Source organism: Methylocystis sp. (genome assembly GCF_051061225.1).
GTDB lineage: Bacteria > Pseudomonadota > Alphaproteobacteria > Rhizobiales > Beijerinckiaceae > Methylocystis.
In genome coordinates this window covers 51,916-73,343 of record NZ_JBPFEB010000082.1, presented here as the reverse complement: position 1 = coordinate 73,343, position 21,428 = coordinate 51,916, and the positions used below count along the sequence as shown (strand labels likewise).

Here is a 21,428-nt window from a genome sequence, read left to right as displayed (position 1 = left end):
GGATGAACAGCATCATTTATCTCGTCGGATTGCTCGTGATCGTCATGGCGATCCTGTCTCTGCTCGGTCTGCGCTAGGAGGCTGCGATGTCAGACGTCATTCGTTCCGGCATGCCGGCGTCGCCCGCGACGCCCATGGCCGAGGGGCTCGGACTGTCCCGTTTCACCGCCGTCGACTGGGGCGCGATCCTCGCGGGCGTGGCCGTCGCGACCGCCATTGTCTTCGTCATGGCGGCGTTCGGCTCGGGCATCGGCCTGTCGCTCGCCTCGCCCTATCAGGGCGCCTCGCCCCTGACCCACGCCATCGCCCTGGCGCTGTGGGTGCTGTGGATCACGGTCGCGAGCTATGCGGCCGGCGGCTATGTGTGCGGCCGCCTGCGCCGGCGCGCTGTCGACACGCCCCGCGACGAGGCCGAGGTGCGCGACGGCGCCCATGGGCTCGTGGTCTGGGCGACCTCCATGCTGATCATCGCCTACGCGGCCGGCTCCTCGCTCTACGACGTGGGCAAGGCCGGGGTCGAGGCGGCGAAGGATCAGGCGCAAAAGAGCGGCGTGACCAATCCGGTGGACTACCGGGTCGACGCGCTGATGCGCGGCGACGGCAATATGCGCATGGGCGCGACCGGCGGCGGCGGCGGCGGGCGCTTCGGCGCGGCTCAGGCTCCGGCGGCGTCCGTGGCCGACGCGCGCCAGATCGTTTCGCGTATCGTCGCGCGCGGCCAGGCGACCGGCGACATCAGCCAGGAGGATCGGACCTATCTGCAGAATGTGCTGACGTCCGAAACCGGCGCTTCGCCGCAGGACGCGCGCGGCCGCGTCGACGCGCTGGCGCAGCAGGTGCGCGACGACAACGCGAAGGCGAAGGAGACGGCGGACAAGGCGCGCAAGGCGGGGATTCTGGCGAGCTTCATCGCCGCCGCCGCCATGCTGCTCGCGGCGGCCTCGGCCTGGGGCGGCGCCGCGCTCGGCGGGCGCCATCGCGACGAAAACATCGGTCTTTCGGCGCTCATGCGCTGGTAGGTGGAGGGTAAGGGAATGGGTCGTTCGGTTCTTCTGTGGTTGCTCGGCGTGCCGATCCCGATCATCATCCTCTTGGCGCTGTGGCGGTAGCGGCGGCGTTGAGACGAGAAAAGGCCCCGGTTTTCCGGGGCTTTTTTTGCGCGTGGTCCACAGGGACGATCGGGGGCGGCGTGGCGCGCCGGCCCGCCGGCGGCTAGACTGGCGGCATGACCCAGAAAGCCCCGGATCAGCCCCGCGCCGGCGAGGCCGCGCGCGCGACGCCTATGATTGCGCAATATATCGAGATCAAGGCGGCCAATACGGACAGCCTGCTCTTCTACCGCATGGGCGATTTCTACGAATTGTTCTTCGAGGACGCGGAAACAGCGTCCCGCGCGCTCGGCATCATGCTCACCAAGCGAGGCAAGCATCTGGGCGAGGACATTCCGATGTGCGGCGTGCCGGTGGAGCGCGCCAACGACTATCTGCAAAAGCTCATCTCGCTCGGCCATCGCGTCGCCGTCTGCGAGCAGATCGAGGACCCCGCCGAAGCCAGGAAGCGCGGCGCGAAATCGGTCGTCAAGCGCGACGTGGTGCGGCTCGTCACGCCCGGCACGGTGACCGAGGAGGCGCTGCTCGATCCCGCCTGCGCCAACGCCTTCGCGGCGGTGGCGCGCGTGCGCGGCGCCGACGGCGGCTGGCGCTACGGCGTCGCCAGCCTCGACATTTCAACGGGCGCCTTCTCTGTCGCCGACTGCGCGTCGGCCGAGCTCGCGTCCCTGCTGGCGCGGTTGGAGCCGCGCGAGATCGTCGCCGCCGAGAGCCTGTTGCGCGATCTCTCCGAAACGCTGGCGAGCGCGGGCGCGCCGGTCACGGCGCTCGGCCGCGAGGGGGGCGACGCCGACCGGCGGCTGATGGCGTTCTACGGCGTCGCCACGCTCGACGGCTTCGGCGCGCTGAGCGAAGCGGAACGCGCCGCCGCCGCCTGCGCCATTCTCTACGTGGAGCGCACGCAGAAAGGGAGCCGGCCGGCGCTGGCCCGGCCGACGAGCCTGCGCGACAGCGCGACGCTCGACATCGACGCCGCGACCCGCGCCAATCTCGAAGTGGCCCGAACGCTCACGGGCGCGCGCGAGGGCGCGCTGCTGTCGGTCGTCGACCTCACCGTGACGTCCGCTGGCGCGAGGCTTCTCGCCGAGCGCCTCGCCGCGCCCTCGACCGATCCGGCGCTGATCGGCGCCCGCCTCGACGCTTTGGCCTTTCTTCTCGATCACCCGGAAGCCCGGGGGGCGCTGCGCGCAAGACTGGCCCGCGCGCCCGATCTCGCCCGCGCCGTCTCGCGCCTGTCGCTGCAACGCGGCGGCCCGCGCGATCTCGCCGCCGTCGGCGCGGCGCTGATCGCCGCGCGCGACATCGCCAGCCTGTTCGACGGCCTGGGCGCGCCAGAGAAAATCCAGCGCGACGTCGAGACGCTCGCCGGGGCGGATATGGCGCTCGCGAGCCAGATTGCGGTCAGCCTCAGGGAGAGCGTGCCGCTCGACAGGCGGTCCGGGGAGTTCGTCCGCGAGGGCTGCGACGGCGAGCTCGACGAAGCCCGCGCCCTGCGCGACGAAAGCCGCGTGGTGATCGCCTCGCTGCAAAACCGCTATGCCGAGGCGACGGGAACGCGGCTCAAGATCAAGCACAATAATTTTCTGGGGTTCTTCCTCGAGGTTCCGGCCGCGCAGGGCGAGAAGCTCCTGCGTCCGCCCTTCGACGACACTTTCACCCATCGCCAGACCATGGCCGACGCCATGCGGTTCTCGACGCGCGAGCTTGTCGAGCTGCAAGGCCGCATCGCCTCCGCCGCCGATCGCGCGCTGTCCCGCGAGCTCGCGATCTTCGATGCGCTGGCCAGCGCCGTTCTCGCGCGCGCCGACGCGCTGCAAGGGCTCGCGCTGGCCTTCGCGCGGCTCGATGTGTTCGGCGCTTTGGCGGAGGTCGCGGAGAAGCGCGGCTGGACGCGCCCGCATGTCGACCATTCGCTCGATTTCAGGATCGTCGGCGGTCGCCACCCGGTCGTCGAAGCCTCCCTGGAGGCGCAGGGCAAGGCCTTCGCGGCCAATGACTGCGATCTCTCCGGCGCGCGCGCCGGGCGCATCGCCGTCGTGACCGGGCCGAACATGGCGGGCAAGTCGACCTTCCTGCGCCAGAACGCCCTCATCGCGCTCCTGGCCCAGTCGGGCTCCCATGTGCCCGCGCGGGAGGCCCGCATCGGCGTTGTCGACCGTCTGTTCTCGCGCGTCGGCGCCTCCGACGATCTGGCGCGCGGGCGCTCGACCTTCATGGTCGAAATGGTCGAAACGGCGGCGATCCTCAACGGCGCGACGCCGCGCTCGCTGGTCATTCTCGACGAGATCGGCCGCGGCACGGCGACCTTCGACGGATTGTCCATCGCCTGGGCGACGATCGAGCATCTGCACGAGGTCAACCGGTCGCGGGCGATCTTCGCCACGCATTTCCACGAGCTGACCCAGCTCGCCAAGCGCATGGGCCGGCTGCTCAACCTCACCATGAAGGTGGCGGACCACGCCGGCGAGGTGGTGTTTCTGCACGAGGTCGTCGAGGGCGCGGCGGACCGCTCCTATGGCGTGCATGTCGCGCAGCTCGCGGGCCTGCCGGCGAGCGTCGTCGCCCGCGCCCATGCGATTCTCGCCGAACTCGAAGCCGCCGACCGCCGCGCGCCGGTCGAGGCGCTGATCGACGATCTGCCGCTGTTCAGCCGGGTCGCCGAGGCCGCCCCGCCGAAGGACCCGCTGCGCGAAGCCCTGGCGAAGGTCGACCCGGATCAGCTCAGTCCGCGCGAGGCGCTGGCGGCGCTCTATGAGCTGAAGGGGAAAGTCTGAAACGATCCCCCGCGCTCACCCCATCTTCCGGCGCGGGTCGTAGTGATGGCGCTCGCGCAGCTCCCGCATCCGCGCCTCGAATTCGGCGTCGGGCTCCTCGGGCAGCATGATTTTCAGCGACACATAGAGGTCGCCCGCCGGCTTGCTCTCCGTCGCCGGCAGGCCCTTTCCGCGCAGCCGCAGGACCCGTCCGCCATTGGAGCCGGCCGGCACGGCGAGCTCCACCTTGCCGTCGAGCGTGGGGGTCGGCACTTTCGCGCCGAGCGCCGCCTCATAGAGCGTGACCGGCAGATCGAGCCGCAGATCGCGCCCCTCCACCCTGAACCAGGGATGCGCCGCCATCTTGACGGTCACCAGCGCGTCGCCGGGCTCGCCGCCGCGCAGACCGGGCTGGCCCTGGCCGCGCAGGCGAATCTGCTGGCCGTCCTCGACGCCCGCCGGGATTTTCACTTCCAGCGTGCGGCCGCTCGGCAGAATGACCCGGGCGGAGCCGCCGCGCGCCACGGTTTCGAGCGGCACGGTCGCCGTGGCGATCACGTCGTCGCCGCGCGTCGGCGCGGCCTGGGCGCGCCTGCGCCCGCCGCCGAACAGATCGGCGAAGAGATCGCTCGGGTCGAAGCCGGCGCCGCCGGCCTTTCCGCCGCTGAAATTGAAGTCATAATGCTGCTCGCCCGGGGCGGCGCCGGCCCCGCGCCACGCCCGCGAGAATCCCCCCGGCCCCGCGCCAAAACCCTCGAAGCCGCGCGGCTTGCCGTCCGGCCCGATTTCGCCGCGGTCGAACTGGGCCTTCTTCTTCTCGTCGCCGACGATCTCATAGGCCGTGTTGATTTCCGCGAAGCGCTCCTTGGCCTTCGCGTCGTCCCTGTTGCGGTCGGGATGATATTTCTTGGCGAGCTGCCGATAGGCCTTCTTGATGTCGGCCGCGCTCGCAGATTTGGAAACGCCGAGAACGTCGTAAGGATCGCGCATTTTGGTCCAGTCAGCCCATGCAGGCGCCCGCCCGGTCGGCGCGGACGCAAATGTCTGTCACATAATGTGGGAGAAGCGCGGTCGTGACGCAAGCGCCAGCGGCGCGCATCAGAGCTTCGTCGGCGTTTTCTGGAAATCCGCGAGCGCCTTGCCCTCGGGGTCGAGCTTCAGCAGCGCGGCGTTGACCGCGTCGATGTCCGTCGACTCGCCGCCGCACATGTTTTCCTCCGTGGCGCGCTGAAGCGCGCGCGCGTCGAGCTCCCAGCGCTTGAGAAGTTCGATCTTCATGATCCTTGCGAGCGCCGGCGTGTCGACGATTTCATCGGGCCTGTCAAAAACCGAGGCGGGGGAAATCAGCGCCTGTTCGATCTGCGCGGCGCCAAGCGTTGGAACTTTCATGGTCGCCTTCCTGGGTGTCGTCCATGTCGAGCGAACGCGGCGGCGCGCGCCCATGTTCCGGCGGCGGCAAAGTTCCGCCCGCCCTCAAGCAAAACGGCCGGCGCAGCGGCCGGCCGTTTCCTGAAACCGTTCGGGGAGGCGGCGCCTTAGCGGGTCACCACCACGCGGGTTCCGACCTTCACGCGATTGTAGAGGTCGACCACGTCGTCGTTGGTCATGCGGATGCAGCCCGAGGACACGGCCTGGCCGATCGTCTCCGGCTCATTGGAGCCATGGATGCGGTAGAGCGATCCGGACAGATACATGGCGCGGGCGCCGAGCGGATTGCTGAGCCCGCCGTCCATGTGGCGCGGCAGGTCGGGGCGGCGCTTCAGCATCTGGGACGGCGGCGTCCAGTCGGGCCATTCGCGCTTCGACGAGACGAAGCGCACGCCCGACCATTCGAAGCCGGGACGGCCAACGCCGACGCCATAGCGGATGGCCTGGCCATTGCCGAGAACGTAATAGAGGCGACGCTCGCTCGTGTTCACGACCACGGTGCCGGGCGCCTGATTGCCCTCGAAGGCCACGACTTCGCGCGGAATGGCGACGGCCTGCGGGCGTCCGTCCGGACCGTTCGGAGCGGCCGGCGTCGCGGCGTCGCCGCCAAACAGCAGGGTCAGCGGATCGAGGTCCTGCGCCGGGGCGACGGGCGCGGCGGCGCGCGCATGGACAGGCGTGGAAAGCGCGCCGGAGACGGCGAAAAAGCAGAGCGATGCAAGGACGAGCCGTCGCATAAAGGAACCCATGTTGGCTTGAAGGAAGGCGAAGGTTCGCGACGCGGGGCGCAGCGCGAACGGGCGACTGCGTCGATTAGTCTCGCAGGCGTCCGGGCTTCGCAAGCGCGAAGCGGCCTCTCCGGGCGTTTCGGCCCGACACAGTGACCTTCCTGCAACAGTTCCTTTCCAGGAGGTTAATGTCGACGCCCGGCTCGACGCCGCGCGGCGGCGCGCGGGGAGTTCGCGCCGCCTGATGCTGCGCCGCACAACGCTCAGGCGAGAGCGGTCGCCTCCCGATAGGCCCAGTCGAGCCACTCGGTCAGAAGGGCGACGTCCGCGGCCTCCACGGTCGCCCCGCACCAGATGCGAAAGCCCGGGGGCGCCGTGCGATAGGCGCCGAAATCGAAGCCGGCGCCTTCCGCCTCGATCAGCGCGACCATCCTCGCCGCCAGCGCCGCCCGCCCGGCGTCGGCGCGGGCCGCGCTCTCGTCGGAGAAGACGAGGCAGACGGAGGTGTTGGAGCGCGTCGCGGGGTCGCGGGCGAGATGGTCGATCCAGGGCGTGCGGGCCACCCAGTCGGCGACGACGCCGGCGCTGGCGTCGCAGCGGGCCTGAAGCGCGCCGAGCCCGCCGAGGGCGCGCGCCCAGCCGAGCGCGTCCAGATAATCCTCGACGGCGAGCATGGAGGGGGTGTTGATGGTCTCGCCGGTGAAGATCGCCTCGTTGATCCGGCCGTTCTTCGTGAGCCGGAAAATTTTCGGCATCGGCCAGGCCGGGACGTGGGAGTCGAGCCTTTCGGCGGCGCGCGGCGAAAGGATCAGCACGCCATGCGCGGCCTCGCCGCCCAGAACCTTCTGCCAGCTGAAAGTCGTAACGTCGAGCTTGGCGAAATCCAGCGCCTGCGCGAAGGCCGCCGAGGTGGCGTCGCAGATCGTGAGCCCCTCGCGGTCGTCCGGGATGAATGTCGCGTCCGGAACGCGCACGCCGGAGGTCGTGCCGTTCCAGGCGAAGACGAGGTCGCGCGCGAAATCGATCTGGCCGAGGTCCGGCAATTGCCCATAGGGAGCGGTCAGGGTCCGCACGTCGGCGAGCCTGAGCTGCGCGACGACGTCGCTCGCCCAATCCGCCGAGAAGCTGTCCCAGACCGCGATGTCCACGCCGCGCGGGCCGAGGAGCGACCAGAGCGCGATTTCCACCGCGCCCGTGCCCGAGGCCGGCACGATGGCGATGCGGTGCCCGGCCGGAACGCGCAAGACGTCGCGGGTCAGGCGAATCGCGCGGGCGAGCCGCTCCCGCCCGGCGGCGGAGCGATGCGAGCGCCCGACCAGCGCCCCGGCCAGCGCGCCCGGCGACCAGCCCGGCCGCTTGGCGCAGGGCCCCGAGGAAAAGCGCGGATTGACCGGCTTGCGGCCGGGTTTGGGCGTCGCCATGGGGTCGTCCTGAACGTGGGCGGGGGCCTTTCAAGAAAGCGGCCCCGCGCTACGCGCTCGATCTCCGATCGTCAAGACGCCCCGACCCGGCTCAGCCGCGCACGGAAACCTTGCGCCAGGGATTGTCGGAGCCGGTCATGTAGACATGGCCGTAGCCGGTCTTCTCCCAGCTGACGTCCTCCGCCGGCAGAGAGATGGCGATCGACACGACCTTCAGCGGGAAGCCGGGGGTCGCGGAGACGCTGTCGAGCTTGACGTCGGTCGCGCCGGGGCCGACGGAGAAATCGGCGACCGCCGCGCCCCCGGCCGCATAGGCGCGCGCCCAGCCCGGCGTGCCCACGGAGGCCGCGGGCGTGGGATTGGCCGAGAAGGCGGGGGTTTGAGCCGCGTCGAAGGCCGGGCTCGCGAAGACATATTCGGCGAGCGCCGAACTGCGGGTCACGGGGTGATCCGGCGTCGGCGGACGGCCGACGGAATAGAGCACGAGCTTGCCCCCCGCGAGGGCCGCCGCAATCTCTTCGACGGTTGCATTGGCGTAGGCTTCGGCCAGTCTCATTTCGCGCACTCCTTTGGGGTTTCTGTCGCGGTTGCGACAAAGCGGACCCGTTTCCGGGCCTTTCGGGCCGCTTTCCGCAAGCGCCGTGCCGGCGGCGCCCTGGCGCCGATTTCTCACCGCGACGGAAAACAGGGAGGAGCGCGCCATGACGCAAGAGCCGGCTTACCGCTATTTTCTCACCTACAGCGGCGTGCGCCTGCCGCTCAATCTGGTCGGGCCGCTGGAGCCCCCGGAGCTCGAAAACCGCAACACATATTTCCGCGCCGCCTACGATCCCGAGGGGCGGCTCGTGAGCGTCGAGAAGCTCGTCTATGGCGAGCCGGAGCTCGTCCATGTCTATCGCTACCGGGCGGACGGCACGCTCGCTCATGCGCGCGTGACGCTTGGCGACGAGGAGACGGAGTTCGCCTGCGACGAGGCGGGCGCGCCCATACGGGCGTGACGCGCGCGCGGCCATCGGCGGCGACTTGACGTGATTGGCGCGCGGGCGCCGCGTCTCCCGAATCCGCGCATCTGCGCGCGACGCTTGCGTTTCTCGACCGCTTCTTATAGCTAAGACCCAGGTTACTATAGTTAAGATATAGCTCCGACGGCGCCACATGGGCGGCGCCGAGGAGAAGGGGGTCGCTTTCGCATGACCGGAAACGCTTCAGCGGATCGCGCCATCTTCACGATCTGCTCCTGGAATTACATTCCCTACGCCGCGACCTTGATGGAGTCCTTGCGGCGACATCATCCGGACCTCCCGCTGTTTGTGTTCGTCGCCGATCGTCCCCAGCCCATCCTCGACGCGCTGGACGATGCGCGGATCATCGTCATCGATGACGAGATCGTCCCGGATTACGAGCGGATGGCCGCGTGCTACTCGATCATGGAGTTCAACACGGCGGTCAAACCGCATTGTTTCGACTATCTGTTCGACCGGCTCGGCGTCGAGCGCGCGTGCTATCTGGACCCCGATATTCTCGTTCTGGAGCCGCTCGACGAGATTTTCGGTTTTCTCGCGGGCGGCGACGATTGCGTGCTGACGCCCCACATCACGCAGCCGCTTTCCGACGGCCTCGTGCCCGGCGATCTCGAAATCGCCCGGGCGGGAATTTACAATCTCGGCTTCGCCGCCTTTCGCAATTCGCCGTCGGCGCGCGCGTTCCTGTCCTGGTGGCGCGGATGGCTGGAAACGGATTGTCTGGTCGACCTCCAACGGGGAATTTTCGTCGATCAGAGCTTCTGCGACTTCGCGCCGGCCTTCATCGAGCGCACGCGGATCCTGCATGATCCGGGATATAATCTCGCTTACTGGAATCTCGTTCACAGGCCGGTGGAGAGTCGCGACGGCAGGCTGTTCGCCGCGGGCTCTCCCGTCCGTTTCGTCCATTTCAGCGGCGTCGACAAAGACAAGCCGCAGGAGTTCTCGAAGCATCAGAACCGCTTCACCCGCGCCACGATCGGCGCGCTCCAGCCTGTTTTCGATGGCTATGTCGCCTCGCTGCGCGCCAAGGATCAGTATGGCGAGCAGTTGTTTTCGAAGACGCCGTACGGATTTGGCCAGTTGAACAGCGGCGTCCCCATCCTCCCCGCGATGAGGGCGTGTTTCCGTCGTTATGATTGGGACATCCCGGCGGGCCAGTCCCCCTTCGACATCGACCGCGGCTTCTTTCTCAAGCCGACGGACAGGTTCACATGCGCCGGGGTCCAGGTGAACCGGCTCGTCGCCGAACTGTTTTACGCCCATCCACACCTTCAGGAGCAGTTTTCGCTCAGGACCTCGGAGGATCGCCGGATCGTCAACGATTGCGCGCGAAGCAATCTGCCGGGGCTCAAGCTCAGCGAAGCCTGGGCCCATTGCGAGACGCCGGAAGCGGCGTTGGAGCTCGGGCCGCTTCTGTCCCGGATCTCCCGCGCCCGGGCGCCGAATCGCGCCGATCTGAGCCGCGTCGGAAAGCTTCTCCTGTTCCATGTCAGAAGCCGGCTCGAGTCGCTGTTTCCGGCCAGGGACAAGATAGACGAGCTGGCGTGGACTCTCGCCTATGCGTTCGAACTCCTGCCGCCCCGATTGAGAAGCAGCCTCGTGACCGACCTTGGGATCGAGGCCAATCCCAAGCGGCTGGAGCTGTTTCAGCACTGGTTGGGTGAAAGGGGGTTCGCGATCGAGCCCCGGCCCCGCGGAGCGGCCGCGCCCGGCCTGTCGGCAGCGTCCAACGCCATGACAGCCGGCCCCCTGGAGGACGCCGGTCTGGCGATCTACGGCTTCCTCCATGCGGAGACCGGCCTGGGTCAGGCCGGCCGCGCTCTGGCGGGGGCGTTCGAAACGACGGGCCTGCCGATGTCCTGTCATTCCGCGCCGGCGCCCGGCTTCGAGAACAACGTGCCGTTCGCCGCCAGCCCGTCGATGCGGAATGCGGTCCGCACGGCGCTGCTGGCGATCAACGCCGACAATGTCCTCAATCTGCAGAGCCATATCGACCCGGCCGTGCTTTCCCGCAATCGACGGATCGGTCTGTTCTTCTGGGAGCTGCCGGTGTTCCCCGGCGTCTGGTCCGGCGCCTGCGACGCCCTCGATGAAATCTGGGTGTCGACGCAATATGTCTTCAACAGCCTGCAATCGGCGACGAGCCGGCCGGTGCGCGTCCTGCCGCTCCCCGTCCCCTTGAATCATCTCGACCCCGACGAGGCGCGCAAGGCGCTCGCCCTCCCGTCGGACCGGCTTCTCTATCTGACGACCTTCGATTTCAACTCCTTCCCCGAGCGCAAGAATCCTCTGGGCGCGGTGCGCGCCTTCACGGACGCCTTTCCCGACGAGACCGACTCCTCGCCGCTGCTGCTGGTGAAATGCCATGGCGCGCGCAACCGCGCGGCCTATGAAGCGGAGTTGCAGGACATGGTTTCGCGGAACCCGAATGTGAGGCTCATCGACGGGGTCATGACGTCGTCGGACATGCTGCGGCTTCAGGCCGCGACCGACATTTGCGTGTCCTTGCATCGCGCGGAGGGCTTCGGCCTCAATCTCGCGGAAAGCATGGCGGCCGGAAAGCTGGCGATCGCGACGAATTTCTCCGGCAACGTGGACTTCATGAACGAAGACAACAGCATTCTCGTCGACTACGACATGCGTCCCGTCGGCGACGGCGAATATGTCGCCTGGCAGGGCCAGTGGTGGGCGGCCCCGCGCCATGACGACGCCGTGAGCGCCTTGCGCCTCGCGGAGAGTTCGGCCGGCTTGCGGGCCAGATTGGGCGACGCGGCGCGAAAGCATGTCGCCGCCGAGCTGTCCAGAGAACGGGTCGGAGAGAGAATGGCGGCGCTCATCCGGGCGCGAGCCTGATTTCCTGCAAGGATGAACACGGGTTTTTGCCCGCCTCCCTCACCCCTTCCCATCCTGACGCGCGACGCGCGGAGACGCTCATGACCCTTCTCGACGCTTACCGGACCTGGCGGCGCGCTGTCTTCCCGGCCAGCAAGAACGATCTCGACTGGCGCGTTGGAGAGCTCAGCCATCGTCTGGACCAGTTGCAGGACAGGCTGGACGACATCGCCCGGCATCAGGCCGCGGCCGCGCCGTTCTCGCAGGCTGCGTCACATTCCGGCGTCATCGGCGGCTTGGCTCAGGGCTTGCCCGAAACCCAGCGCTATCTTCTCGACCTTTTGAGGCTGCTTTCGCCGCAGGAGGCGACGGGCGTCGCGAAAGCGAGGGTCGGGAGCGCATATGACGGCGGCTATGTGCAGCTCGACGACGTCGCGCCGCTGAGGCTGGCGCTGTCCCTCGGCGTCGGCGACAACGACAGCTGGGACGTCGCCATGGCTGAAAAGGGAATTCCGGTCCAGCAATTCGACCACACGATCGTCGCCGCGCCCTCGACTCACCCGAATCTGACCTTTCATCGCAAGAAAGTGTCGACGGCGTCCTCGGCGACCGACGTCACGCTGGGCGAGCTTCTCGCGGATGTTCTTGTGGACTCCGCAAGTGTCATCCTCAAGATGGACATCGAGGGGGCCGAGTGGAGCGTTCTCGAGAACGCCAGCAAGGCCGATCTGTCGAAACTCGCGCAGTTCGTCTGCGAATTCCACGATCTGTCGCGGCTGTCGGAGTCGGGGTTCTACTGTCGCGCCCGCGCGGTTTTCGAAAAGCTCAACGACGTCTTTTCCGTCGTTCACGTTCACGCAAACAATTTTGGGAGCCTCGTCAATATCGCGAATGTCGTCGTGCCCGACGTGATCGAGCTGTCCTTCGCCAGCCGGCGGCGCTATGCGTTCGCGCCCAGCCAGCAGACCTTCCCGACGCCGCTCGACAGCGCGAACGACCCCGCGCGGCCGGATATTTTCCTGGGGCGGTTCCAGTTCTAGAGGCCGATCCGACAGACCCGGACCGGTCTCTCACCTTTTCTCTTGTCGCCTTTCGTCCGCCGATAGGGCGCTGCCGCCGCCCCCCTCAAACCGCCTCGCCGGGCGCCCGCGCCGTGACCGCCAGGGCGTGCAGGCCCTCGGCGAGCTCCTGGGCGAGCAGCGCGTTCACCATGCGGTGACGCTCGATCCGGCTCTTGCCCTCGAAGGCCGCGCTCACCACCTCGACGCGGAAGTGGCTCTCCTTTCCATGGCGCCTGTCGCCGGGATGGCCGTGTCCCGCATGGTGGTGGGACTCGTCGATCACCTGGAGCGAGACCGGCGTGAGCGCCGCCGTCAGCTTGCTCTCGATGCTGGCCGAGACCGGCCCTTTCACAGCGGCTTTACCCTGTTCGGTCATGATCACTCCTTCCGTCCCGCCGGCAGCTAAACCGCCGGCCTCGCTCTTGCAAGTTTGGCTCCGGAGAAATTTGGCGCGGTCCACGCTTGCAGCCGGACCCATGGCCATCATAATGGAATGAAATGAATCTCAATTCGCCCCTCTTCGATCGCATCAGAACGCAGCGTGAGCCGCGCGAGGAGAAGCGCGGGTCGACGACGATCAAATGTGATTCCCCCGGCTGCGGGGCGGAAGGGGCCTATCGCGCCCCGATGGGGCGGCTGCGCGAGGGGCAATATTTCTGCTTCTGCCTCGACCATGTCCGCGAATACAACGCGAAATACAATTATTTCAACGGGATGAAGGATGACGACGTCGCCCGCTACATGAAGGACGCGACCGTCGGTCACCGCCCCACCTGGACCATGGGCACGCGGCGCGGGGCCACGGGCTTTCGCGAGGACGGCGGTCCGACCGGCGATCCGCTCGGCATGTATCGCGCCCGCCACCATCGCCGCGCCCCGGAGAAGGCGGAGCCGCGCTACTCGCCGGTCACCATGCGGGCGCTGGCGGCGCTGGGCTTCGACGACATGCCCGGCCCCGAGGCGATCCGGGCGCGCTACAAGGAGCTCGTCAAGCGTCACCATCCCGACGCGAATGGCGGCGACCGCTCCCGCGAGGAAAAATTGCGGGAAATCATTCATGCCTATAAGACGCTGAGGGCGGCGCGGCTCGCCTGACGCTTTTCGCGTTTCGCCGGGGACGCGCCGCCCGCCAGACGGAGGAAGATTTTGGTCGAAGCAGTGAACGCCGGCTCGGGCCTGGAAAGCACGCCGGACATCAAGGTCTCGGCGCGCGAGGTTTTCGGGATCGACACGGACCTCGTTGTCCCCGCCTTTTCCCAGCGCAACGAACATGCGCCGGACATTGATCCCGACTATCTCTTCGACCGGCAGACGACGCTGGCCATTCTCGCCGGTTTCGCCAGGAACCGCCGCGTCATGGTCACGGGCTATCATGGCACCGGCAAGTCGACCCATATCGAGCAGGTGGCGGCGCGGCTGAACTGGCCCTTCGTGCGCGTCAATCTCGACAGCCACATCTCCCGCATCGATCTCGTCGGCAAGGACGCGATCGTGCTCAAGGACGGCAAGCAGGTCACGGAGTTCCGCGACGGCATCCTGCCCTGGGCGGTGCAGCACAATGTGGCGATCTGCTTCGACGAATACGACGCCGGCCGCCCGGATGTGATGTTCGTCATCCAGCGCGTGCTGGAAGTGTCCGGCCGCCTGACGCTGCTCGACCAGAACCGGGTCATCCGCCCGCATCCCGCCTTCCGCCTCTTCGCCACCGCCAATACGGTGGGGCTGGGCGACACCTCGGGCCTCTATCACGGCGTGCAGCAGATCAATCAGGCGCAGATGGACCGCTGGTCGATCGTGACCACGCTGAATTATCTGCCGCATGACGCGGAGACCAACATCGTGGTCTCCAAGGTGAAGTCCTATGGCGCCTCCAAGGAGGGCCGTGACATCGCCAACAAGATGGTGCGCGTGGCCGATCTCACCCGCAACGCCTTCATGGCCGGGGATCTCTCCACCGTCATGAGCCCGCGCACGGTGATCACCTGGGCGGAAAACGCCGAGATCTTCAACGACGTCGGCTTCGCCTTCCGGCTCACCTTCCTCAACAAATGCGACGAGCTGGAGCGCCCTCTGGTCGCGGAGTTCTACCAGCGCTGCTTCGGCAAGGAGTTGCCGGAAAGCGCCGTGAACGTGGTCATGACCTGAGAAAGCGGCGGGGTTGAGAGACCCCCTCCCTGTCCCTCCCCCGTTTCACGGGAGAGGGGACGCTCGCGATCAGCGGCATTGATGAAGGGGGTTGGGGGAGGGGGAGCCGCAATCTCCCCTCCCGCTCTACGCCATCGCGTGCTTCACGTCCCATTCCTCGCGGACGACCCAGGCTTCGAGCACTTTCACGTGGTCGGCCTCTTCCTTCACGAAGTCCTTCGCCAGCGCGACGACCTCGGGCGATTTGCTGGTCGCCGCGACGGCGCAGTAGAACTCGTATCCGCGCTTTTCGCCCTGCAAGGCCGCCTTCAGCGCGTCGATGCGCGACAGCGTTGAATCGGCCGCCCAGACAGAGGCGCGCTCCGGCGTGACATGACCCGGCCAGGCGTAATCCGGCGGGACGTTTTTGGTCGGATCGATGGCGCCGGCCCGCGCTTTCGCCTCCGCGAGGTGACGACGCGAAAAACCGCCCAACTGGCGAAAAAGCGTGGCGACGCGCTGATTGCCGCAGGCCTCCATCGCCGCGGCCAGCTCCTCGTAATGGATCGCGGCGTCTTCCTCGACTTTCACCGCATAGCCCAGAAAGTCGTCGACCGAGTTGATCTCCGTGCCGCCCTTGAAACGGCCGGCGGCGTGGGTGATATGCGGCCCTTTCGCGGGCAGGGTCTGGTCGCCCTCGAAGGCGACGACGATGTCCTCGTTGCGCACGAAATACTGGCAGGCCAGCCGATAGCGCGGCGGCATGTCGTTGACTTCGGCGTTCTCGATCTCGTCCTTCGTGATCTTGCCAAGCTGTTTGAGAAGCTCCTTCTCCTTTTCGGTCAGCGCGATCGCATATTTGGTCTCGCCGAGATGCTTGATCTCGACGAGACAGGAGCCGCATTCGCCGTCCTGGCAATCGAAGGGAAGCGGGATCTTGTGTTCCTTCGCCACCGCGAGCAGCGTTCCGCGATCGCCCGCGACTGCGTAAACGGTGACGTCCTTGGCCATGACAGGCGATGAGAAAGTGACATTCGCCACGGCGTTGCCTCCTGGTCTGTGGAGAGAGTTCCTGCTCAGTCCAGGGCGCAAATTGCGGGCCAGCCGAAAGCGCCTCGATCCATGACGAGGGTCAATGAAATCAGCAGCGCCCGCGTGGTTCGGCGGACAATCGGATCAGATTTCCAACAGGATTGAACGATCCCCGACAGCCCTGTCGGCCGCAGGCAAACTGTCCGGCTATTGTCTTGAGAGGCAGCGCGCGGCGATGTCCTGCATGCGTTTCATGCGCGCGGCCTGATCCGTCACGCCGGCAAGCGCGGCGCCGCGCCCGGCCTCGGCCGCCGTGCAGCCGCAGAAGCTGTGGCAGAAGCTCTGGCGCGAGCCCTCCGCCACGCAACTTCTTTCGCATTCGGCGATGAAGGCGGTCGCGTTCGGCGCCGGCGGGGCGACCGCCAGCAGCGCCGTGAACAGGCCGAAAAGCAGCGGCTGATGGATGAGATAGATCAGCAGGCTGTGACGGCCGAGAAAGGCGAGCCCCTTCTCGCCGGGCGCGTGGGGACGCGGCGTCGCGGGCGCGGCGGCCCCGGTTTCCGCGCGAAGACGCAGGCGCGCGGCGCCGACGCCGAGCAGCATGGCCCCCGCCCAGGGGAAGAAGGGCCGCCAGTCCTGGGTGAAGGGCTCGGCGGTCCCGAGCCCCAGCCATTGCAGCCAGCCGGCGTTGAATAGCGGCGACGCCAGCACATGCGGCGCGGCGAAGGCAAGGGCGCCAGCCGCCAGCGTCACGGGCCAGGGCGCGCGCAGAAAGACCGCCGACAGCAGGCTCGCCGCCGCGATACAGTGGAGAATTCCGAAAAAGACGAAGGCCGACGGGAAGACCAGCCAGGTGCCGAGGCTCACCAGCGCCGCCGCTCCCGCGACGATCCCGAAGCGTCGCCAGAAGGCGCGCCAATGCATGTGGTCGCGGTGGGCGAGAACCAGCGACACGCCGGCGATGAAGAGGAAGGCGAAAGCGATGGTGTGACCGAAGGCCTTGACCGGCGCCGACCAGGGAATCGCATGGTCGATATAGCCGAAATGGGCCAGGTCCCAGATCAGGTGAAAGACGACCATCGCCACGACGGCGAGGCCGCGCGCGGCGTCGAGTCCTCGCCAGCGCCCGCTCATTTCGCCGGGGCGCCCTGGAATTTGCCGAACACCATGTCGGGCGCCGACAGATTGTGCCGCGACGGCAGATGGCGGCCGACCCAGACTTCCGTGGCGTTGGCGCCGTGGAAGTCGATGACGGGCGCCTCCTCCCAGCCCTTGCCGCGCTTGGAGCGCCAGGCGACGATGGCGGCGTCGCTCATGGTCTCCATCGCATACATGGAGCGCAGCGCCGCGAAGGGGCGCCCGCCCGGCATGGCGTCGTTGAAGGAGACGTCGAGCGCCAGCCGCTCCTGATCCGCGTTCCGGATCGACAGCCGCGCCTCGCCGCCGCGCTTGAATTTCATAGTGAAGCTGCGGCTCTCCGGTTCGACGACGATTTCCTCGAGATCGACGATCGGGCGGTCCTGGGTCTCGACGGGACCGACCAGGAAGGAGGAGCCATAGGCCGTCCAGCGCATGTCCTCGAAGGGGAGCGGCCGCGCCCGCCAGTAGCCGTCCGGCGGATAGAAGACGAGAATCTCCTCCGCGCGTTCGCGGTACCACATCCACACCTGCACGAGATGGAAGCCGCGCTCCACTTTGTCGCCCACGCGCACCGGCACGTCATTGGGCCGCCAGAAGGAGGGGAAGGTGTAGCCGGTCATCCAGAATTCGGGCGTCTCCCAGAAGGTGCGCCGCTGCGCCTTCGAGAACGCCTTGGGGTCGGGCGAGAGATCGCAGCTCGACCAGTCGGGCGCCCAGCGATCCGAGACGATGGTGTTGATGTAGGACGGATGCACCGCCTGGATTTGCAGGCCGCGAATGCGCGACGAGATGAAGTCGATCTCGATATTGTCCTTTTCGGCGCAGAGCTCCGGAACGGACTTGTTTTCGACGCGCACCTGAAGCTCGTCGGCGTAGTCCTGCGCCGAGGGCTGCGCCAGGGCGCGCGAAAGAGGCGGCGTGAGGGAGAAGGCGCCGGCGCCAAGGAGAAAGCGGCGGCGATCAAAAGGCGCGGTCAAGCTCGGCGGACCCTGTGGATGAGTGGCGGACGCCTTCTATTCCACGCTCCGCACGGCAAAAACAAGGAGGGGGACGTCGGCCGTCGAGCGCCTCTCCAGCCACGGGGGCGTTTCGCCGCGCGCCAGCGTCGCGGCGAGCCCCGCGGGCGCCGCCGTGGCGAGCGGCGAGGGCTCGGCCCCGCGCGCGCACCAGACGATCAGCGTCGCCCCCGCCCGGCGCGCCAGCGCCTCGGCCTGCTCCGGGGCGGCGAGAAAGACGTTCGCGGCGACGAGATTGCCATGGTTGTTGCGATGATAGGGCGCGGCGAACGCCGCATGCGGCGTATGCGCCAGGATATACGAGCCGAGACTGAAGGGTCCGAGCACGCGGCCCTCCGGTTGGGCGGCGAGCGGCGCCAGCGCCTCCGGCGTCAGGCATGCGGCGTCGCCCTTGCGCGCGTCGCGGCCGTCTCCCGCGAGCGTCAGCGCGAGGCCGATCGGCGAGAGGAAAAACGCCAGCGCCCCGGCGCATGCGTTGCGCAGCGCCGGCGAAGCGCGCAGGCCCCCGGAAAGGAACGCGATCGCCTCCGCGAGCGCGACCATCGCGAGGGGCGTCACGGACGACAGCACGCGGATGTGCAGGGCGCCCGCGCAGAGGCCGATCGCGATCGTCGCGGCGGCAAGGCCGAAGCGGCGCCGTTGCAGGCCGGCGCTGGCGTGGGCGCGCCACAGCGCCGCCACGAGCCCCAGCGTCACGGGCGCGGCGAGGACGGCGGCCTCGGCGGGGGAACGCGCGGCCAATTGGCTGAGCGGCATGACCTCCGTCACATGCGCCAGCCACAGCTCCCGCAAAAGCGGATCGAGGTCCGCGAAAGGCCCGCCGAGGCACCTTGGCGCGAGGCCGGCGAAGACGGCGAGGCTCGCGGCAATCGTCGCGCCGACGCCGATGGCGCGGCCGCGCATCCGCGTCAGCCGGGGCGCGGCGAGGGCCAGCGCGACGAGGCCGAGCGCGGCCGTGACGATCGCCGCGAGCCAGGGCGCGGAATTGGCGTCGCAGGCGGCGACGGCCCAGGCCGCCGGCGCCACGGTCGCCGCGAAGACAAGCGGGAAGGCGAGCAGCGCGCCGGCGGCGAACCATGCCAGCGGCGCGCGCGCGCCGTCGGCGAGGAAGAGCCACGCCAGCGCTCCGGCCATGGGCGCGAAGAAGGGCAGATTTTCGAGGCTGATTCCCATGGAGAGCGCCATCAGCGCCGCGCAGGCCGCGAGCCAGGCGGCGCGCGCCGGGTTCAGCCCCTGCGACAGGCAGCCGAAGGCGGCCATCAGGGTCACGATCTGCGGCGCGTGATGATCGATGCGGCCGGGCGCGAATTGCCCGAACATCGGCCCCGACAGCGTCACCAGCCAGATGGCGAGCAGGCGCGTCCGCGCGCCGCCGGGACAGGCGGCCACCCAGCCCGACAGCGCGAGCAGCATGGCCAGCAAGGCCAGCGGAAAGGCGAGGCGCATGGCGCGCTCGGCCTGATCCGGCGCGAAAACGGAAAGGAAGGGCGCGCGCAGCGCCGCGAGCGCCACATCGACGATCCGGGACCAGTGCATCGGCAAGCCGCTGGGCGGATCGAGACGGGTCGCGGTCACGTCGAACCAGCCCTGGCCGGCGAGGAAATCCCGCAACTCAACGGCGCGCAGGGCGTCGTCCGGATCGAAAAAGGCGCCTGTCCGCCAGACCGTCCCGACGCGCGGCGCCGCCAGCGCGCAGGCGAGGGCGAGGGCGCCGAGCAGGGTCAGGGCCAGCGCCGCGCGGCCCGACGTCGCCCCCGGCGAGGCGCTCCCGCTCACGCGGCGCGTCCTCCCGAAAAGAGCAGCGCGCGCCGCGCCGTGAAATTGAAGAGGAAGACGAGGCCTGAGGTCGGAATCTTGGCCAGCGGCGCGTCGAGCCCGATCCGGTCCACGAAGAGATACATCAGCGCCTCGGTGAGCAGGAGACCGGCGAGGCCGGTGAGCAGAAAGCCGCCGGCTTCGGCGCCGCCCGAAAGGCTGCGGCGGCCGGAAAAGACGTAGCGCACGCTCAGGCCGTAGATCAGCGCCAGTCCCGAGAGGAAGCCGATGGCCGCCGAAAGGAGATGGCCAAGCCCGAAGAGCCGATGGCAGATCATCAGCGCGGCGACGTCGAGCGCGAGCGCCAGCCCGCTGGCGAGTCCATATCCGAAGAGATCGAACATCACCTGCGCGCCGCGCCGGCGCGGCCCGGCCAAAGCGCTCATGACGCCGCCCGGCGCGGCGCAAGCCGTTCGCTCGCCAGCGCCTCGCGCGCGCCGGAAACGCCCGCCTCGGAATATTCGGCGTCCTCATTGACCGCCCAGACGTCGAACATCTCGGCGCCGCGCACGATGTTTAGGGCGGCGAGCAGGCCCGTCATCATGGCGTGGTCCTGATTATTGTATTTATGCATGCCGTTGCGGCCGATCGGATGCAGCGTCGGAAAGCGCGCGGCGATGTCGCGGCGGATCGCCTCAACGTTGCGGGCGTAGTCCTCGTCATAGACCGGATAGGCCTTGGGCTGGCGAACCACGCAGGCGTCCTCGACCTCTGCCGGGTTCATCAGTCCGATCCGGCCAATCTCGCTCCTGGCGAGGGCGATCAGCTCTGCGTCGGAGGCGGTCCACAGGCCGTCGCCCTCGAAGCAGAAATATTCGAGGCCGAGGCAGGTCGAGACCCCATCGGGGATCATCTCCGGCGACCAGCTCCGGAAATTCTGCACGCGGCCGACCTTCACCGACGGGTCGTGGATATAGACCCAATTGTCCGGCAGCTCCTTCTGCGGCCGGCCGATGAGCACCACGGTGAGAAAGTCCCGATATTTGAGCGCGCGCGCGTTGAACAGGCTGAGCGGCGCCGGCGTCAGCGCGTTCATCAGGTCGCGCAGCGGCGCCGAGGACATGACGTGCCGGGCCTGGAACGTCTCGACCGCGCCCTCATGCGTTCTGGCGCGCACGGTCCAGAGCCCCGCGCCTTCGTCGTAGGCGAGCGCGTCGACGCCGCGCCCCATGAGCAGGCGTCCGCCTCTCTCCTGCATCTTGCGCGCGGCGGCCTCCCACATCATGCCGGGGCCGCGACGCGGATAGCGAAACGATTCGATCAGGGTCTTGGCGCCCGCCCGGCCGCGCAGGCCGAGCGACCGGCGCAGTCCGTCGAGGATGGCCGCGCCCAGCGAAAGCCCCTTGATGCGCTGCGCCGCCCAATCGGCGGAAATCTCGTCGCAGCTCATGCCCCAGACCTTCTCGGTGTAGGTCTTGAAGAAGATGCCGAAGAGCCGCTCGCCGAACTGATTGCGCACCCATTGATGGAAGGTGCGGGGCGCGCGCACGGGGAAGGCTTTGGCCCAGGCGAAGGAGGCCATGCACAGCGCGCTCTCGACGAGCCCCAGATTCTTCAGCGCCTCGAAGGCGCGCAGGGGATAGGCGTAGAAGGCGCCCCGATAATAGATGCGCGACAGACGCGGGCGATCGAGAAAATCGTCGGGCAGGAGTTCATTCCAGAGGTCGACGATCTCCTTCGACTTCGAGAAGAAGCGATGGCCGCCGATGTCGAAGAGGAAGCCCTTGTGCTGCGCGGTGCGGGAAATGCCCCCGACATGGACGGGGTCCTGCTCCAGAACCAGAACCGGGCGGCCATGTTTCGCGAGCGTATAGCCCGCGGTCAGGCCAGCCGGACCCGCCCCGATGATGATCGTTTCGATGATATCGCCCATGCCTGCCCTGCAAGGGCCGCCGGCGATGCGCCGGGGGCCGCCTTTCCGCGCGGCCCTCAATGGCTCCGCTC

The 21,428-nt window shown here is 68.1% G+C and carries 19 protein-coding genes; 7 read left to right on the top strand and 12 right to left on the bottom strand.

Annotated elements, in window-relative coordinates:
* Positions 1 to 86: 86 nt before the first annotated feature.
* Entirely contained in the window at positions 87 to 1,019 is a 933-nt protein-coding gene (locus tag ACR652_RS14510) for a hypothetical protein (RefSeq protein ID WP_434507184.1), read from the top strand.
* Between the two features lie 206 nt (positions 1,020 to 1,225).
* Complete coding sequence (gene mutS / locus ACR652_RS14505) at positions 1,226 to 3,883, top strand: DNA mismatch repair protein MutS (protein WP_434507183.1); 2,658 nt, start codon at positions 1,226 to 1,228, stop codon at positions 3,881 to 3,883.
* Between the two features lie 15 nt (positions 3,884 to 3,898).
* Here the strand turns inward: mutS and ACR652_RS14500 are convergent, their stop codons facing one another.
* The 5 genes from ACR652_RS14500 to ACR652_RS14480 all read right to left on the bottom strand — a co-directional run bounded on the left by ACR652_RS14500 (position 3,899) and on the right by ACR652_RS14480 (position 7,995).
* Positions 3,899 to 4,852, bottom strand: a complete 954-nt coding sequence (locus ACR652_RS14500; protein ID WP_434507182.1) for a DnaJ C-terminal domain-containing protein — start codon at positions 4,850 to 4,852, stop codon at positions 3,899 to 3,901.
* 108 nt (positions 4,853 to 4,960) lie between these two features.
* Positions 4,961 to 5,251, bottom strand: a complete 291-nt coding sequence (locus ACR652_RS14495) for a hypothetical protein (protein WP_434507181.1) — start codon at positions 5,249 to 5,251, stop codon at positions 4,961 to 4,963.
* A 146-nt stretch (positions 5,252 to 5,397) separates the two neighbouring features.
* Positions 5,398 to 6,027 carry a L,D-transpeptidase gene (locus ACR652_RS14490; protein ID WP_434507180.1) on the bottom strand — a complete coding sequence of 210 codons (630 nt, stop codon included), beginning with the start codon at positions 6,025 to 6,027 and terminating at the stop codon, positions 5,398 to 5,400.
* Positions 6,028 to 6,281: 254 nt separating this feature from the next.
* Positions 6,282 to 7,439 carry a phosphoserine transaminase gene (locus ACR652_RS14485; RefSeq protein ID WP_434507179.1) on the bottom strand — a complete coding sequence of 386 codons (1,158 nt, stop codon included), beginning with the start codon at positions 7,437 to 7,439 and terminating at the stop codon, positions 6,282 to 6,284.
* A 91-nt stretch (positions 7,440 to 7,530) separates the two neighbouring features.
* Positions 7,531 to 7,995: a hypothetical protein gene (locus ACR652_RS14480; protein ID WP_434507178.1), complete on the bottom strand. Its 465-nt coding sequence runs from the start codon at positions 7,993 to 7,995 to the stop codon at positions 7,531 to 7,533.
* Between the two features lie 145 nt (positions 7,996 to 8,140).
* Here ACR652_RS14480 and ACR652_RS14475 point away from each other — a divergent pair, with 145 nt between their 5' ends.
* From ACR652_RS14475 to ACR652_RS14465, 3 genes are all read left to right on the top strand, one after another.
* Positions 8,141 to 8,437 carry a DUF6156 family protein gene (locus ACR652_RS14475; RefSeq protein WP_434507177.1) on the top strand — a complete coding sequence of 99 codons (297 nt, stop codon included), beginning with the start codon at positions 8,141 to 8,143 and terminating at the stop codon, positions 8,435 to 8,437.
* A gap of 192 nt (positions 8,438 to 8,629) precedes the next feature.
* Positions 8,630 to 11,317 (top strand): glycosyltransferase, encoded by a 2,688-nt coding sequence (locus ACR652_RS14470; RefSeq protein WP_434507176.1) that lies wholly within the window; start codon positions 8,630 to 8,632, stop codon positions 11,315 to 11,317.
* An 80-nt stretch (positions 11,318 to 11,397) separates the two neighbouring features.
* Positions 11,398 to 12,336: an FkbM family methyltransferase gene (locus ACR652_RS14465; protein ID WP_434507175.1), complete on the top strand. Its 939-nt coding sequence runs from the start codon at positions 11,398 to 11,400 to the stop codon at positions 12,334 to 12,336.
* An 85-nt stretch (positions 12,337 to 12,421) separates the two neighbouring features.
* On the opposite strand, the gene ACR652_RS14460 is transcribed toward ACR652_RS14465, so the two are convergent.
* Positions 12,422 to 12,733, bottom strand: a complete 312-nt coding sequence (locus ACR652_RS14460) for a BolA family protein (RefSeq protein WP_434507174.1) — start codon at positions 12,731 to 12,733, stop codon at positions 12,422 to 12,424.
* Between the two features lie 122 nt (positions 12,734 to 12,855).
* Here ACR652_RS14460 and ACR652_RS14455 point away from each other — a divergent pair, with 122 nt between their 5' ends.
* Both ACR652_RS14455 and cobS read left to right on the top strand, forming a co-directional pair.
* A complete protein-coding gene (locus tag ACR652_RS14455) occupies positions 12,856 to 13,452 on the top strand; it encodes a J domain-containing protein (protein WP_434507173.1) in 597 nt (198 codons plus the stop codon).
* Between the two features lie 51 nt (positions 13,453 to 13,503).
* Entirely contained in the window at positions 13,504 to 14,502 is a 999-nt protein-coding gene (cobS, locus tag ACR652_RS14450) for a cobaltochelatase subunit CobS (protein WP_434507172.1), read from the top strand.
* 126 nt (positions 14,503 to 14,628) lie between these two features.
* On the opposite strand, the gene ACR652_RS14445 is transcribed toward cobS, so the two are convergent.
* The 6 genes from ACR652_RS14445 to ACR652_RS14420 form a co-directional block, all read right to left on the bottom strand.
* A complete protein-coding gene (locus ACR652_RS14445) occupies positions 14,629 to 15,522 on the bottom strand; it encodes a 2Fe-2S iron-sulfur cluster-binding protein (RefSeq protein ID WP_434507171.1) in 894 nt (297 codons plus the stop codon).
* A gap of 198 nt (positions 15,523 to 15,720) precedes the next feature.
* Positions 15,721 to 16,647, bottom strand: coding sequence for a heparan-alpha-glucosaminide N-acetyltransferase (locus ACR652_RS14440; RefSeq protein ID WP_434507170.1), 927 nt, complete (start codon positions 16,645 to 16,647; stop codon positions 15,721 to 15,723).
* Positions 16,644 to 17,630 (bottom strand): hypothetical protein, encoded by a 987-nt coding sequence (locus tag ACR652_RS14435; RefSeq protein ID WP_434507169.1) that lies wholly within the window; start codon positions 17,628 to 17,630, stop codon positions 16,644 to 16,646. Before ACR652_RS14435 ends, ACR652_RS14440 begins: the two co-directional genes overlap by 4 nt.
* A gap of 36 nt (positions 17,631 to 17,666) precedes the next feature.
* Positions 17,667 to 19,445, bottom strand: coding sequence for a hypothetical protein (locus ACR652_RS14430; RefSeq protein ID WP_434507168.1), 1,779 nt, complete (start codon positions 19,443 to 19,445; stop codon positions 17,667 to 17,669).
* Positions 19,442 to 19,870 (bottom strand): GtrA family protein, encoded by a 429-nt coding sequence (locus ACR652_RS14425; protein ID WP_434507167.1) that lies wholly within the window; start codon positions 19,868 to 19,870, stop codon positions 19,442 to 19,444. The genes ACR652_RS14430 and ACR652_RS14425 overlap by 4 nt, the downstream gene beginning before the upstream one ends.
* Positions 19,867 to 21,357: an NAD(P)/FAD-dependent oxidoreductase gene (locus ACR652_RS14420; RefSeq protein WP_434507166.1), complete on the bottom strand. Its 1,491-nt coding sequence runs from the start codon at positions 21,355 to 21,357 to the stop codon at positions 19,867 to 19,869. The genes ACR652_RS14425 and ACR652_RS14420 overlap by 4 nt, the downstream gene beginning before the upstream one ends.
* Between the last annotated feature and the right edge of the window lie 71 nt (positions 21,358 to 21,428).